Origin of the sequence: Paenibacillus naphthalenovorans, from assembly GCF_001465255.1 — a bacterium.
GTDB classification, from domain to species: domain Bacteria; phylum Bacillota; class Bacilli; order Paenibacillales; family NBRC-103111; genus Paenibacillus_G; species Paenibacillus_G naphthalenovorans.
Genome location: NZ_CP013652.1, coordinates 3,588,911 through 3,603,630, shown reverse-complemented (window position 1 = coordinate 3,603,630; position 14,720 = coordinate 3,588,911). Strand labels below are relative to the sequence as shown.

General features: G+C 47.8%; 13 protein-coding genes. All 13 read left to right on the top strand.

Features of this window, described 5'->3' with window-relative positions; all coding sequences use genetic code 11:
* The first annotated feature begins 2 nt into the window (after window positions 1-2).
* The 13 genes from IJ22_RS17710 to IJ22_RS17650 all read left to right on the top strand — a co-directional run bounded on the left by IJ22_RS17710 (window position 3) and on the right by IJ22_RS17650 (window position 14,265).
* Entirely contained in the window at window positions 3-1,277 is a 1,275-nt protein-coding gene (locus IJ22_RS17710; RefSeq protein WP_062409764.1) for a molybdopterin molybdotransferase MoeA, read from the top strand.
* Window positions 1,278-1,496: 219 nt separating this feature from the next.
* On the top strand, window positions 1,497-2,297 hold the full coding sequence (locus IJ22_RS17705; protein WP_062409763.1) for an IclR family transcriptional regulator: 801 nt from the start codon (window positions 1,497-1,499) through the stop codon (window positions 2,295-2,297).
* A gap of 189 nt (window positions 2,298-2,486) precedes the next feature.
* Window positions 2,487-2,954: a cupin domain-containing protein gene (locus tag IJ22_RS17700; RefSeq protein WP_054817529.1), complete on the top strand. Its 468-nt coding sequence runs from the start codon at window positions 2,487-2,489 to the stop codon at window positions 2,952-2,954.
* Window positions 2,955-3,030: 76 nt separating this feature from the next.
* Window positions 3,031-3,927 (top strand): NAD(P)-dependent oxidoreductase, encoded by an 897-nt coding sequence (locus IJ22_RS17695; protein ID WP_074728535.1) that lies wholly within the window; start codon window positions 3,031-3,033, stop codon window positions 3,925-3,927.
* A gap of 15 nt (window positions 3,928-3,942) precedes the next feature.
* A complete protein-coding gene (locus tag IJ22_RS17690; protein ID WP_062409761.1) occupies window positions 3,943-4,926 on the top strand; it encodes an ABC transporter permease in 984 nt (327 codons plus the stop codon).
* Window positions 4,927-4,949: 23 nt separating this feature from the next.
* Window positions 4,950-6,080, top strand: a complete 1,131-nt coding sequence (locus IJ22_RS17685) for a TMAO reductase system protein TorT (RefSeq protein ID WP_062409760.1) — start codon at window positions 4,950-4,952, stop codon at window positions 6,078-6,080.
* 42 nt (window positions 6,081-6,122) lie between these two features.
* Complete coding sequence (locus IJ22_RS17680; protein WP_062409759.1) at window positions 6,123-7,640, top strand: sugar ABC transporter ATP-binding protein; 1,518 nt, start codon at window positions 6,123-6,125, stop codon at window positions 7,638-7,640.
* A 26-nt stretch (window positions 7,641-7,666) separates the two neighbouring features.
* Window positions 7,667-8,428 (top strand): SDR family NAD(P)-dependent oxidoreductase, encoded by a 762-nt coding sequence (locus IJ22_RS17675; RefSeq protein ID WP_054817535.1) that lies wholly within the window; start codon window positions 7,667-7,669, stop codon window positions 8,426-8,428.
* A gap of 33 nt (window positions 8,429-8,461) precedes the next feature.
* The gene (locus IJ22_RS17670) at window positions 8,462-9,409 is read left to right on the top strand and encodes a thiamine pyrophosphate-dependent dehydrogenase E1 component subunit alpha (protein ID WP_062409758.1); all 948 of its coding nucleotides are present in this window, start codon (window positions 8,462-8,464) and stop codon (window positions 9,407-9,409) included.
* A gap of 14 nt (window positions 9,410-9,423) precedes the next feature.
* Window positions 9,424-10,398, top strand: coding sequence for an alpha-ketoacid dehydrogenase subunit beta (locus IJ22_RS17665; protein ID WP_062409757.1), 975 nt, complete (start codon window positions 9,424-9,426; stop codon window positions 10,396-10,398).
* A gap of 41 nt (window positions 10,399-10,439) precedes the next feature.
* Window positions 10,440-11,606, top strand: coding sequence for a dihydrolipoamide acetyltransferase family protein (locus IJ22_RS17660; protein ID WP_062409756.1), 1,167 nt, complete (start codon window positions 10,440-10,442; stop codon window positions 11,604-11,606).
* Window positions 11,607-11,987: 381 nt separating this feature from the next.
* The gene (gene lpdA / locus IJ22_RS17655; RefSeq protein WP_062409755.1) at window positions 11,988-13,385 is read left to right on the top strand and encodes a dihydrolipoyl dehydrogenase; all 1,398 of its coding nucleotides are present in this window, start codon (window positions 11,988-11,990) and stop codon (window positions 13,383-13,385) included.
* A gap of 220 nt (window positions 13,386-13,605) precedes the next feature.
* On the top strand, window positions 13,606-14,265 hold the full coding sequence (locus tag IJ22_RS17650) for a GntR family transcriptional regulator (protein ID WP_054817543.1): 660 nt from the start codon (window positions 13,606-13,608) through the stop codon (window positions 14,263-14,265).
* Window positions 14,266-14,720 lie beyond the last annotated feature (455 nt).

The following is a 14,720-nucleotide window of genomic DNA, read 5'->3' as shown; positions in this document are numbered from 1 at the left end:
ATATGGCGTTATATATACCTAATGCTTCGCCCATTCCCTTGGAGGAGGCGCAGCGTCTTGTTCTCGCCACAGTTCGTCCCCTTCCGCTCGCTTCTATTCCTTTATCCCGAGCGTACGGGTATTGTCTTGCGGACCCTGTGCTGTCCGATCATAACGTCCCGATGTATGACCGTTCTACGGTAGACGGGTATGCCCTGAGGGCGGAGGACGTGAAATGGGCCAGCCGTTCAACCCCTGTGAAGCTGAACACTATTGAAGAAATTCCCGCCGGACATATACCGGAGAAGCAGATTGCCCCGGGCATGGCCAGCCGCATTATGACGGGAGCGCCTATCCCCAAAGGCGCGGATGCGGTTGTCAAAGTGGAGGAGACGGAGATTGGGGAAGATGAGGGGCGATCAAGCGTATGGATTTACCGTTCGGTTACGGCCGGCGAATCGATTCTAAGGAAGGGAGCGGATGTAGAGGAGGGCACAATCATCCTCCCGGAAGGGACCTTTATCGGACCTGTTGAGGCGGGTCTTCTGTCCACTTTTGGAGTCGGGGTTGTTCCGGTTTACGATAAACCTAAGGTCGGGATTCTCTCGACGGGAAGCGAGCTGCTGCCTGTCGATCAACAGATCTCCCCCGGGAAACACCGTGACAGCAACGGTGTCATGCTGGCAGGACAGGTGAGAGCGGCCGGAGGCGACCCGGTTTATTTGGGGATTGTGCAGGATCACCCGGAAGAGCTGGAAAAACGCATAACCGAAGCGCTTCAGCAGGTGGATGTTCTGGTCACCAGCGGAGGCGTTTCTATGGGGGACTATGATTTCCTCGGAAATACATTTGAGAAAATCGGCGCAAAAGTGGTGTTCTGGAAAACATTAATCCGTCCAGGGATGCCTGCGCTGTTTGGAACCTGGCAGGATAAGCCCATTTTTGCCTTAGCGGGAAATCCGGCCTCGTCTTACGTAAACGCTTGGCTTTATTTGTTGCCGGCGATTCGCAGGATGTGCGGGCGGAGGAATCCGCTGCCTCAACGGTTAACCGGGATATGCGACGAACCGATTGCCATGATGCCGATGCCTCATACCCGTTTTTTACGCGGGTTCGCTTATATTTCTTCCTCGGGTGAATTGCGGGTGAAGATTGCCCGCAAGCAGGCTTCCGGTATCCTGTCCAGCTTTCTGGAAAGCAATTGCCTGGTTAGAGTGCCCGGGGAAAAAGGGTATGCCGCCGGCGAACGGGTTGAAATGGATCTGATAGGAACGCTGGGGGAAAGCGTTTGCCCCTGATCAATCGATTTGCTTTTTTTAGTGCAGCCCCAATGCTTATAAAATAAGCCTGTTGATTTGATGCAAATTAGCGTTTTTACTCGAAAATCCTTGAAACTTCAGGGGTTTTTTTGTCGTATATGATCAGATATTTTTGAATTATTGAAATATTTCATATTATGAATTTATTTTCATTGAATTAAACGATATTCACTGTTATATTTTCATTAGGGTGATGCTATGGAAAAGGAGAAAACTAGGATAAGGTCGGTTTCCAAGGCACTTCAAATTTTAAATCTGCTCGGGAAAAACCCGAGAGGATTGCTCATCAAGGAAATCAGTATTGACCTCCGCTTAAACTTAAGCACGACTTACCATTTAATCAATACGCTGCTCGATTACGGGTATGTCATCAAAACCAAGGATGATGTCTACTCGGTAGGTTATCAGATCCCGTTTTTAAACAATGCTTTTTTGCAATCGATGACCCCTGATGCCACACTGAACATGTATTTGCAGGAGCTTTCCAACATTACGCAGGAAACGGCCTATTTAGGCAAAGAGATTGATGATTCCGTGATTCTTACGGGCATTATCGATTGTCCTCAAGCCGTAAAAGTGAAAACGCTTTATATCGGGTATAAGGAATATCCCCATGCCCGTGCTCTGCCTAAATCGGTCATTGCGTTTTGGCCTGAATCCAAAATCGTGAATTATTTTAAAGACAATCCGTTCGAGCAATTAACGGAATCGACCCCATCCAACCTGGATGAATTAAAAACGGAGTTGGCTGAAATCAAAAAGCGTGGCTATTGTTTGGACGATGAAGATTTTATGAAAGGGATCTGCTGCATCGCAGCTCCGGTTTTTGGAGCGAATAAAAAACCGATAGCAGCCTACTCCGTGACGATGCCGGTCGAACGATACAGACATCATAAAGACGAGTATATCCAGAAGGTTTGTATGATTGCCAAACAAGCCTCGCAATCTTTAGGCTATTATGATTTTGAAGGAGGTGATTATCAGGTTTATCAGAGGTGAAATTCAACCCGGCAAGCCCCAACATCCGTTCAATATCTTTGCAGTCCGGGATGATCAAGTGGATCAGGCTGCTTCTCCTGCGCTTTCTGAAAGCGTTTGCGGCCATCATTTTATATTAAAAAAACGACAGAGGTAGTGAAAATCAATTTTGATTTTCCACATAAAAAAATTTTTTGAGGAGGAATACCAATGAGTAATCTAAAGGATGTTCACAAACGTGTAATTCGCAGACAGGATGTAAAAGCCAATTGGGATGCATTTCCGGATTTTAAGAAAGCGACTTACAGATATATCGGCACATTGGCGGCTACGGAAACCACCATTCCGCCGGTGCTGATGGACAGCGCAATTTCGTTGGGCATTATTGAAGCGGGACCTGGTCCCCAAGCCAGATTGCATGACCATGAAGTCGAAGAAATTTTTATGCCTCTCGATGGACTATGGGAATTCTTTTGGGGTCCTAACGGCGAAGAGAGAGCAACATTAGGTCCATTGGACGTGATTTCGGTTCCGCCAGGGGTATTAAGAGGCTTTAATAATGTCGGCGGGGGAACCGGGCGCCTGCTGGTATTGAATACGAGCGCAAATGCCGAGGGAGCCGCTTTTGTGGCCAAGGAAGATCTCACTAACGTAACGGAAACGAACTATAAAAACTAAAATGAACCGGGTGTTACCCGTCATCTGATTGGCGGGTAACCCATTTTTAAACCGGCCTGCATAAGTGTTTCAATTTATGAAACAAAAGAGGGATAACATGAAAATCGGTTTCGCAGGACTGGGTAGAATGGGCTTTGCTATGGCACAAAGATTATTGCAGGCAGGTGTTGATCTGACCGTCTGGAACAGGACCAAGTCCAAGGCCCAAGATTTGTTGGATCAAGGTGCGAAGTGGGCGGAAACTCCGCTAGAATTAACTGAAAATTGCGAAATCTTATTTTCGATGGTTGCAGATGATCAAGCGGTTAAAGAGATGTATACAAGCGAAGCCGGCCTGCTGCAAGGCGGCCTTAACGGTAAGCTCTTTATTGAAATGAGCACGGTTCATCCGGCCACCATCCGTGAATTAGCGGAAATGATCTGCCAAAAAGGCGGGAGTTTGATCGATTCGCCGGTATCAGGAACAGTGGTGCATGCCCGCGAAGGCAGCCTGATTGCTTTGATGGGCGGAGATGAAGAGAGCATTTCCCGGGCGAAGCCTGTTTTGGGGACTTTTTGTAAAAGCATGAAACATATCGGCCCTGCGGGAACAGGCATGGTAATGAAGCTCGTTTTGAATATGCCGATGAATATATACTCCTACGCCTTATCGGAGGCCTTGGCCATAGGCGTAAAGGCGGGTATTGATTTGAAATCCATGCTCGAGTTCATTGCGGAAAGTCCTGCGGGAATCAAGGTCCTTCCCGTTAAGATTCCGGCGATACTTCAAGCGACGGAAGAAGTATCCTTCGATATCAAGGGGGTCAAAAAGGATCTGGCCAATATGATATCGGCCGGTCAATTCTATGGAGTTCCGACTCCGGCCGCCAGTATAACGCTTCTTTCCTATACGACAGCGGTTGCGGACGGTTGGGGCGACCGGGATTGGGGGGCGATCGTTCCTTATTTCATTGAAAAGGTTCTGAAAATGTAAAAAGAGGGGGAGCCTATGAACAATACGATAGAACCAACCAAACTACCGAAAAAGACAAAGTCCGCTATGAAGGTCACGCCTAACCTTATGCTGCCCTTGATTATTGTTGTGGTAGCGCTGTTGACGACGATCATTCAACCCCGATTTTTCACTTTGTTCAATTTTCAAAACCTGTTGATTCAGGCTTCCTTTCTGGCTATTTTGGCTTTTGGGCAAACCTTTGTCATGCTGACCAGAAATTTTGATCTGTCCGTAGCTGCCAATGCGGCTATTGTCGGTGTGGTCACCGCGATGACGATAAATCAATACGGAATGGCGATTGGCATCCTTGCCGGTCTGCTGCTCGGGGTAGTCATCGGCTTGATCAATGGACTATTGGTTGCTTATTCCATGGTTCCCTCTCTGATCGTCACCTTGGGTATGATGACGATTCTTAGAGGACTTGGTCTTCTCATTACGAACGGAGAGCCGGTTACCGGGCTTCCTCCTGCTTTCAGAGAAATCGTTGTCAGCTTTATTGGCCCCATTCCGCAAGTCGTGCTGATTGTTTGCGTTTTGCTTGCCGTTTCGTATTATGTTTTAACCCAAACCGTGTTTGGCCGGCACATTTATGCCAAGGGCGGAAATGAAGAGGCGGCGAAGCTTACCGGAATCAATGTTCGCAAAATTGATATTTCGGTTTTCGTCATCAGCGGATTGGCTGCGGCAATCGGCGGAATTCTGCTTGCATCAAGGGTAAATTCCGGGCAGCCGACGATTGCCGAGGGACTGGAGCTGGAGGCCATCGCTGCTGTAGCGATCGGCGCGGTGTCACTATCGGGGGGAGCGGGAAGCATTATCAACGTTGCCTTCGGCGTCCTTTTGCTGGCTCTTTTAAATAATGTCATGAACTTGATCGGTATTTCTTCTTATGTACAGGACATTGCACTCGGCGTCGTTTTGGTATTGGCAGTCAGCCTCGATCAAATTCGCAGAAGGAAAAAACGTCACAAAACATAAACCGGGCTAAGGGGGAACGGAGAATGATCGGACAGAACAAGAAGAAGACCTTATTGCTAATGGCCATTGTTTTTGCGCTGGCTGCTATAGCAGCGGGTTGCAGCCAAGGCGGCGAAACCGCCGAAGGAGGTTCGGCTCCCGCCACTACGCCCGCCGGCACGGCATCCAATGAACCCAGTGTAGTCGATCTTGAACCGGAAGAGGCTCTGAAATGGTATCTGCAGCAGCCGGACCCCGTGCCTAAAGAGAAATATCAAATCGGGGCATCGCTTGTCTATCTATCCGATCCGCTTTGGGTTGGCTTCCAATATGGGATAGAGCAGCAGTTGGAAAAGCTGGGCTTGCCCAAGCCTTACGTTACGGCCGCAGGCGGTTATCATAAGCACATGGAGCAAATTGCGCAAGTGGAAGATTTACTCTCTCGCGGTATCGACGGCCTGCTGCTAGGGCCTGCCAATCCTGATGCATTGGTGACTGCGGTAGAGGTGGCTGAAAGAGCAAAAGTCCCCGTCGTCAATTTTGCCGTAGGAATCAATACCGACAAAATTGTTACGGATATTCAGGCGACGCAAGAAATGCTGGGCGCAATGACGGCTGAATACCTGGGCAAGGAATTGAACGGTAAAGGTAAAGTATATATGCTGTCCGGGGTAGCGGGCTCTTCCTGGGCGCTCGGCAGAGAAAAGGGATTTATAGAATACATGCAAAAAAACCATCCGGATATCGAGATTGTAGGTAAACACTACGGTAAAAACGACAGGGCCGAGGGACTCAACGCCGCCCAGGATGCGCTGCAGGCGAACCCCGATATCGATGCCTTTTATGCGGGGGCCGATCTGATTGCGGCAGGGGTGGCGGATGCGATTAAAGCGGTAGGCAAGACAGGCCAAATCAAAGTGGTGACCATGTCGGGAATCGGTAAGGATACGCAGATGCTCATTAAAAATGGCGAAATTACGATGTCCCTGCCTTATCAGGCTGTGGAGCAGGGGAGAATGCTGGTCAACATAATGGTGCGCTATTTGAACGGCGAGAGAAATCTCCCGAAACGGATCGGAGTTCCTGTGGAAACGATCACAAAGGAGAATATCGATCGTTTTGATGTGAACAAGTATTTGGCGCCTGATCATTACAAACCTTCGGTCGCTCAATAAAACCGGAAGCAGCATATGGATTCTCACGGAGGAGGGCGGGAAATGGCTGAAGTATTAAGAGTGGAACAAATCACGAAGCAATATCCCGGGGTTCTGGCTTTGGACGATGTATCATTTGATGTTCAATCGGGAGAAGTCCATACCCTTCTCGGGGAAAACGGTGCAGGCAAATCTACATTGATCAAAGTCATAGCCGGGATTATCACCCCAAATTACGGTAAAATATTTGTTCAAAATGAGGAGGTCCATTTTGACAGTCCGTTGGATGCCATCCGGTCGGGGATCAGTACAGCGTTTCAGGAAGAGGCGCTGTTCCACGAACTCTCCGTCGCAGAGAATATTTTCATGGGCCAGATTCCAAGCCATATGGGGAAAATCAATAAATCCCTCATGATTGAACGATCGGCGGATTTGCTGAAGCAGGTAGGTCTGGACACCGTTCATCCCGACATTCCGGTTAAGCATCTCAATATTGCCACAAGACAGCTGGTCCAGCTGGCGCGGGCCTTTCTGAATAACGCACGGGTTCTTATTTTGGATGAACCGGCTACCGCACTAACCCCGCATGAACGGGAAAAATTGTTTCAGGTCGTACAAAAATTCAAGGATCAGGGCGCGGGAATTGTTTTCGTTTCGCATCATTTGAAGGAAGCATTAAGCATCAGCGACCGCATCACCGTTCTTAAAGACGGCAGGAAAGTTACGACGACACCTGCGGAAGGAATCAACGAAAAACAAATCGTTCATTGGATGGTCGGCAAAGAAATCGGGGATATTTACCCTGCCAAGGAAGTGAGGAAAGGCAAGGTCGTTTACGAAGTGAAAGGGCTATCCTTGTTACCACATTTTTCAGATGTCGGTTTTCAACTGCATGAGGGAGAAATCCTTGGCATCGCCGGATTGATGGGATGCGGGAAAACCGAGCTGGCCCAGGCATTGTTCGGACGAATGGAGCCGGATAGAGGGTTGATTAAAATAAACGGCGAGGAAACCCGTGTTCACAATACGAAAGCCGCCATTGATAAAGGCATATTTTTGATTCCCGACAACCGGAATGAAGCTCTGTATTTATCCAAATCGATTTGTGAAAATGTCAGCCTGCCTGCGATTCGGAACTATTCCAACGGCGTGAGGATCAACCGGAAAAAGGAAATCGAAGACGTTGAGGAGCTTGCGGGAAGATTGAAGGTACGCGCCGTGAATGTGGATTATCATGTGGATACGTTAAGCGGAGGGAACCGTCAAAAAGTCCTGATTGCCAGAGGGGTGTTTGCTCAAGCCAAAATTTTGATTTTTGTCGAGCCGACACTAGGGGTTGATGTAGGAGCCAGATCTGAAATATATGATCTGATTGCCGATCTTTCCAGAAACGGCCAATCCATTATCGTGATTTCCTCGGATGTTCCGGAGATTGTGGGGATATCCCACAGAGTGCTTGTCATGCATCAAGGAGAGCTGAAGGCGAATCTGGAAGGAGATGAAATTTCAGAATTCCAAATTTTGAATTATATGGTAAGTCGTCAGGAAGAGGCTTTTCGCAAGGAATTAACGTTAAATTAACGTTAAGAGAGAGGAAATGAATTTATTTGGCGCATTATACATGTTTCCGGAACAAAGCAGTTGCTATTTTGGGAGGCGCAGAAGGAATTGGAAAGTCGTGCGCCTTTCTATATGCACAACAGCAGGCTGACATTTATTTGGCGGATATTAACGAAGAAAAGAGCATGAAGCTATGCCGGGAAATCAAAGAACGGGGCGGACGGATCACGTATGTTAAAACCGATGCGACCAAACCGGAGCAGGTTCGCAGGTTCGCCGAAATTGCAGGGGATAGCACGGATTTATACGCCGTTATCCATTGTACAGGCGGGTTTACGGGCTATACACCCACGATCCATTTAACCGATGAGGAATGGGATAAAGTCATTCGGCTCAATATGCACAGTATATTCTACAGCTCCAGGGAGTTCGCCAAGCGGATGATGTATTCAAGAAAGGGTTCGTTCGTTAACGTGAGCTCCATAGCAGCCCGCACCGCCCTGAAAAACACGCCGATTCATTATTCCTGCGCCAAGGCTGCGGTTGAATCCATGACAAAAGTTCTCGCAGCGGAACTGGGACCCTATGGGATCCGGGTGAATGCCGTAGCTCCAGGCACAACGAAGACGGATCGCGCTATCGCCGTAAGAGGAGAAGAGGTCATGGACCTGTGGGGGAAAGAGATTCCCCGTGGAACGTTGGCTTCTCCAGAAGAAATTGCTCAGGCCATTGTATTTTTAACCAGTGAAGAGGCTATCCACATCACAGGTGTATGTCTCGATGTCAATGGGGGCCAACTGATCGTGTAGCCCCCATTTTATCAAACTTTACAGGAGGTTCCCATGGATAAAGATTTGCTGACAGAAGCTTATACCATAATGAAGACCATCAGAAGATTCGAAGAGACGTTAAGCGTATTATTCGCCGAGAATTTCATCAGAGGTTCCATTCACTTGTCGATCGGTCAAGAGGCGGTAGCTGCAGGCGTTGGTTTAGCGATGGCGCCGCAGGATAAAATGACCACGACATACCGCGGACATGGACATGTCATTGCAAGAAAAACACCGGTGAAACTGCTGATGGCAGAAATGCTGGGAAGGGAGACCGGGATCAATAAAGGACGCGGAGGCTCGATGCACTTTACTGACGTAAGCCGGGGCGTGCTTGGAGCGAATGCGATTGTGGCCGCAGGACTTCCTCACGCCGTTGGTGCGGCGTACAGCGCCAAATATCTCAAAGAAGATTATGTGACGGTGACGATCTTCGGCGATGGAGCGACGAACCAGGGAGCGTTTCATGAGGCGTTGAATTTGGCCGCCGTATATAAGCTTCCCGTATTATTTGTTTGTGAGAACAACCTGTATTCGGAAATGACTCCGATTGAAGAAATCGTACCGGTCGAGCATATGGCCGAACGCGCGGAGGCGTATAAAATTCCCGCGCATATGGTCGATGCCTACAATGTAGAGGAAGTCTACGAAGTGGCCAAAAGAGCGATTGAAGACATTCGTGCCGGAAAAGGTCCGATATTTCTGGAAATGAAAACGTATAGGCTTGTCGGCCATATGTGCGGGGATCAGGAAGTTTATCGCAGCAGGGAAGAAGTTGCGTCCTGGGCGGCCAGAGATGCGCTGAAGACGGCAGCGGAGAAGCTGTCCCAACTGCAGGTCGATGTGAAAAAGCTGGATGCGTCCATAGAACAGGAAATCGAAGATGCGGTCAAATTTGCCAAAGAAAGCCCTTGGCCGGATCCGAAGCATTTATTTGACGGGTTATATTACGCAGAATAGGAGGAAAATGACATATGGCTCAGAAGATGACCTATACTCAAGCGCTCAATTTGGCGATCAAGGAAGAAATGGAACGTGATGACCGGATCGTTTTGTTCGGGGAGGATATCGGCAAACCGGGAGGTGCCTTCCAAGTTACGAAGGGGCTGTGGGAACAGTTTGGATCAGACCGGGTATTGGATACCCCCATCTCGGAAACGGGATTTTTCGGAATGGCGATCGGAGCCGCGCTGACCGGGTTAAGGCCGGTTGTGGAGATTTTATATATGGATTTTTGTGCGGTTGCCATGGATCAGCTGATTAATCAGGCGAACAAATTGACATATATGTCGGGCGGCCAGTTTCCGGTTCCGGTCGTGTTTCGCGGTCAGCAGGGCGCGGGAAGAGGCAACGGTGCGCAGCACTCGCAAAGCTTTGAATCGTTATTTTGTAATATGCCCGGTATAGAGGTCGTGCTCCCATCCAGCCCCAATGATGCTTACGGGTTATTTAAAACCGCAGTGCGCAATAACAAACCGGTCATCTTTCTCGAACATAAATTGCTTTACGGGATAAGGGATGAGGTAGAAGTGGGCGGGGATCCGATTCCATTCGGCAAAGCCAACGTGATCCAAAGTGGCAGCGATGTGACCATTGTAGCGGTATCAAGGATGGTACAGCTTGCCAAAGAGGCCGCCCATCGGTTGCAGGAAAGAGGAATCTCCTGCGAAATTATCGATCCCCGTACGCTGGTACCGTTTGATTTGGAAACCGTGAAGCAATCGGTTCAGAAAACGGGACGGCTTATCGTTGTGGAAGAATCGCACAAATGGGGCTCGATCGGAACATCCATTATCTATGAAGTAATGGAGCAGGTGTTTGATTATTTGGATGCCCCACCGAAATTAATAGGGACGGAGAATGTTCCGATTCCTCACAGCAAGCCGCTCGAGGATGCTGCACTTCCGTCTCCCGAAAAAATTGAGAATGCGGTCTTGTCCCTTGTTTAAGCAGAGGCCATGGACAAAGCGATGTGAAAGGAGGGATTTCCATGCAAATCATCTTACCCAAACTCGGCGCAAATATGGATAGTGCCGTCCTTACCCGATGGTTTAAAGCGGAAGGGGATCCCGTGGAAGCCAATGAAGTGATAGCGGAAGTGTCCACTGATAAAGTGAATATGGAGATTGAAGCCCCCGAAAAGGGCATTCTGATCAAACAATTTTTTAAAGAAGACGATGATGTGCCTGTAGGCGCTGCGATTGCGGAGATTGGAGCCGCAGCGGCGAAGGCGGACGCGCCTCAGCAAGAAGAGCGGAAAGATATCCAACCGAATAATTCCTTCATCAAAATATCCCCATCGGCCCGCAGGCTGGCCCATACCTTGGGGGTAGATATATCCAAGGTGAAGGGGACAGGTCCCAACGGGCGCATTGTCCATCAGGATATACAAAATTATGCAGAAGCGGCGAATACGGTTGTTGAGGACTGTGAAGAGATTCAACAACCGCAGGCAGAGGATCACAGCCCGCCGCAGCCGCAGAACATGGAAATTTATCAGTTGAACCGCATTGAAGCGATCAGCGGAGAACGAATGCTGCACAGTCTTCAGTCGACGGCACAGCTTACGATGACCAGGGATGTCGATGTTACCGATGCCGTGGCTCTGCTGGAATCGGTAAAAAAGGTCCAAAAGGATAAGATCACCTTTACAGCATTCATCGTTTTGGCTGTGGCCAAATCGCTGCAGATACATCGGCGCTTCAACGGGAAGCTGGAGAACGGGAAGATCGTCATCCCCGCAAGCGTCGATTTGAATGTGGCTGTGGCTACCGACAAAGGGCTCGTGGTGCCGATCATCAGGGATGTACAAAGCAAATCGCTGGCAGCGGTCGCCAGGGAGCTGAACGATATCGTGACGAAAGCCAGAAACTCGAAACTCGAGTCCCGCGATGTGGAGAACGGCAATTTTACGATCACCAATCTGGGAGCGAGTGGAGTCGATACGTTTACTCCTATATTGTATCCCGGCCAAACCGGCATTTTGGGCCTGGGAAGAATCCTGAAGCGTCCTTGGGTAGTAGAAGACCGGATCGAGATCCGTTCTATTCTATCGTTATCACTGACTTGGGACCATCAGGCCGCAGATGGAGCCCCGGCTGCGCAGCTGCTGAAATCGATTGCCGACTATCTGGAGACCCCGGGATTGATGTTGTAACCACCATACGGCATAGGATGAAACCAGGCAGTTAAAGACTTGCCTGGTTTCTGGCCATTTGCGGATTAAAGGGGTGTTATCCATTGCGCATTTGTTTAACCTCAATGCATCGGACACTTCCGTTTTTTTGAGCAATACCTTCTTCATGGTTGGTGCGGCTTCGCTTCAACAGGTTCGATTATGTTAACCCATATCGTGGTCAGCATTCAATCGATGGCACTGGTACAAAAAACAGAGCTCTCTCGGGATATTTATGATGCTGCAGGCAGCTCCATCCTATGGCAGGCAACATTATCGGGAACAAGTTGGTTGTATCTGTGCTGTCTTCTATTTCATTTCAAAAATTGGAAAAATATTTAAATAGGAACGGAGGAGTGAAAGATGGCTCTTGAGCTTGATGTCGTGGTGATCGGTGCGGGTCCCGGAGGATATACGGCAGCCATCCGCGCGGCCCAATTAGGTAAAAAAGTGACGGTGATTGAGAAAGAGAATCTGGGGGGAGTCTGCCTGAACGTAGGCTGTATTCCTTCCAAAGCGCTAATCTCGGCGGCTGAAGCCTATCAAAATGTGTCACGCTATCAGGAAATGGGCATTGAAATCGATGCCGATCATGTCAAACTGAATTATGCCAAAGTGCAGAAGTGGAAGCGGAGCGTGATTGACAGACTGACCGGCGGCGTAAGCAGTTTACTGAAAGGACATCAGATTGAAGTCATCCAAGGCGAAGCCCGCTTCGTCAGCAAGAACGAAATTGTCGTTACCCATGCAAACGGCTCCGACCATTACCATTTTCAGGATTGTATTCTTGCAGCGGGCTCCCGGCCGATGGAACTGCCCGATTTGCCGTTCAGTCAAAGAGTTCTTTCATCAACAGCTGCATTGAATTTGGAAGAAGTGCCTAAACGGCTGGCCGTGGTCGGCGGCGGATACATAGGAATTGAACTGGGTCAAGCTTTTGCCAAATTCGGCACAAAGGTTACCATTCTTGAGGGCGGAGCCTCCATCCTGCCCGGCTTTGACAAACGTTTAGTAAGCACAGTGAACCGAAATTTGAAAAAGGCGAACGTGGATGTATATACCAAGGCGTTTGCTAGACATTGCTCGGAAAAGAATCATGAGGTCACCGTCACTTTTGAAGCAGCGGGGGAGGAAAAACAACTCACAGCCGATTATGTATTGGTTACGGTTGGACGCAAGCCCAACACGGATCAATTAGGTTTGGAAGCGGCGGGCATACAAGTAAATGACAAAAAATTGATCGCTGTGGATCGCCAGTGCAGAACAAACGTATCCCATATTTATGCCATAGGCGATATTGTTCCCGGCCCTGCTTTGGCACACAAAGCTTCTTATGAAGGAAAGGCAGCAGCGGAAGTGATTGCCGGCAGGGGAAGTGTGGTCGATTACCGTTGTATTCCTGCGGTTGTGTTCTCGGATCCTGAAATCGCTGTGGTGGGCGTATTGGAAAAAGAAGCCAACGACCAAGGGATTGAAACCAGGGTAGGGAAATTTTCTTATGCAGCCAACGGCAGAGCTTTGTCCCTGCATGCAGCGGAAGGATCGGTGACCCTGATTGCCGATAAGAAGGAGGGCGTAGTGATCGGCGCTCAAATTGTAGGTCCTGAAGCATCAAATTTGATAGCCGAGGTGGGATTGGCTATTGAAATGGGAGCGACGCTTGAAGATGTAGCTTTGACGATTCATGCTCATCCAACGCTTGGGGAAATGATCATGGAGGCAGCCGAAAATGCGCTGGGGTTAGGAATTCATTCGATGTAATATAGCTCAAAAGCAAAGATGAAATACGACGCGTCGAGGTGCCCGGAAACGGTGCCTCGACGCGTCGTATGTTAAGATTTCGATAGGATCCCGAAACGGCAGGGTGTAGATTGAACATACGAAAAAAAGAATTTAAGGCGGCTTTTGAAAACGATTGACTAACATAAGACGTGCACTGTATAATGTACAATGTATACACAAAGAAAAGAAAGTGTGGTTAATGATGCCTAGTTTTAATCTGAAACCCATCGATAAACAAATTACAACCAAAGAGAGAGCATATAACGAAATTAAGGATGTCATTTTAAATGGGTATATTTCTTCAGAAGAAATATTCACGGAGGTGAAGCTGGCTGAGCTGCTGAATACTTCTCGCACTCCGGTTCGGGAAGCGCTTCAAGATTTATTAAAAGAAGGCTTAATTGTTACGATTCCCAGAAAAGGGATGGCTGTGCGGAACGTAACGGAAAGCGAAGCCGAACAAATCTTTTTGCTTAGAACCACCATTGAGGGTGAGGTCATTAAGAAATTAACCGAAACGATCACACCTGAGCAATTGGAGCAGCTAAGACAAATTTATCAAAATCAGCAGGAAGCCATGGAGAAGGATGATGAAATTTCATTTATCAGCCTGGATCAAACCTTCCATATCACTTTAACCCGATTTGCAGATTACCACTTGATTGAGCAGGTATTATTGAACTTGCACAATTTATCTCAATTGATTGGTCTGAGAGCGATTAAAAAAAGAAATCGGATGAGGGAGGTTTTATCGGAACACGAATATATTATTCTTTGTATGGAAAAGAAAAATTCCGATTTGGCAGCTAAAGCCATGATCCATCATTTGAGTAAGACCAAGGAATCCTGGAAAAAGTAGATTAAGAAAAACTGGAGATCCGCTGAAAGCTTTTTTCTGTCGGAGTCTCTTCAAACCTGATACAGAATTTCTCAGTTCAACTAACGCTTTAGTGAGCTTGAAAATTCTGTATTTTATTAAAATAGTGAAAATGGAAAAATTTTAATATCCTATTTTGTAAGCGCCGTCAATATGGAAAAATATTTGACGTTATTCGACAAAAAATCCAAAAAAACGAGTACATGTGATATAACATAACATTCAAGCGAAAAAAATATTGACAACAAAATCGAACTATATTACTATTTATCCCATAACATAAGTCACTAAGTTAAGATTAAAAATGACAAAATTTTTGTGTATACATCATACAGTGGACGAAATCCTTTCCTATTTTGCTCCAAAGCCCGCTGTTTTATTACACTGTTGATTTATAAAATGCCTATAGATCTGATATTCCAAAAAGGAGAGGAATG

What these genes read in the sequence shown, in the direction of transcription:
- IJ22_RS17690 (WP_062409761.1), top strand. Translation starts at nt 3,943, where the DNA reads ATGAACAATACGATAGAACCAACCAAACTACCGAAAAAGACAAAGTCC.
- IJ22_RS17660 (WP_062409756.1), top strand. Translation starts at nt 10,440, where the DNA reads ATGCAAATCATCTTACCCAAACTCGGCGCAAATATGGATAGTGCCGTC.
- IJ22_RS17670 (WP_062409758.1), top strand. Translation starts at nt 8,462, where the DNA reads ATGGATAAAGATTTGCTGACAGAAGCTTATACCATAATGAAGACCATC.
- IJ22_RS17665 (WP_062409757.1), top strand. Translation starts at nt 9,424, where the DNA reads ATGGCTCAGAAGATGACCTATACTCAAGCGCTCAATTTGGCGATCAAG.
- IJ22_RS17705 (WP_062409763.1), top strand. Translation starts at nt 1,497, where the DNA reads ATGGAAAAGGAGAAAACTAGGATAAGGTCGGTTTCCAAGGCACTTCAA.
- IJ22_RS17685 (WP_062409760.1), top strand. Translation starts at nt 4,950, where the DNA reads ATGATCGGACAGAACAAGAAGAAGACCTTATTGCTAATGGCCATTGTT.
- IJ22_RS17695 (WP_074728535.1), top strand. Translation starts at nt 3,031, where the DNA reads ATGAAACAAAAGAGGGATAACATGAAAATCGGTTTCGCAGGACTGGGT.
- IJ22_RS17650 (WP_054817543.1), top strand. Translation starts at nt 13,606, where the DNA reads ATGATGCCTAGTTTTAATCTGAAACCCATCGATAAACAAATTACAACC.
- lpdA (WP_062409755.1), top strand. Translation starts at nt 11,988, where the DNA reads ATGGCTCTTGAGCTTGATGTCGTGGTGATCGGTGCGGGTCCCGGAGGA.
- IJ22_RS17680 (WP_062409759.1), top strand. Translation starts at nt 6,123, where the DNA reads ATGGCTGAAGTATTAAGAGTGGAACAAATCACGAAGCAATATCCCGGG.
- IJ22_RS17710 (WP_062409764.1), top strand. Translation starts at nt 3, where the DNA reads ATGGCGTTATATATACCTAATGCTTCGCCCATTCCCTTGGAGGAGGCG.
- IJ22_RS17700 (WP_054817529.1), top strand. Translation starts at nt 2,487, where the DNA reads ATGAGTAATCTAAAGGATGTTCACAAACGTGTAATTCGCAGACAGGAT.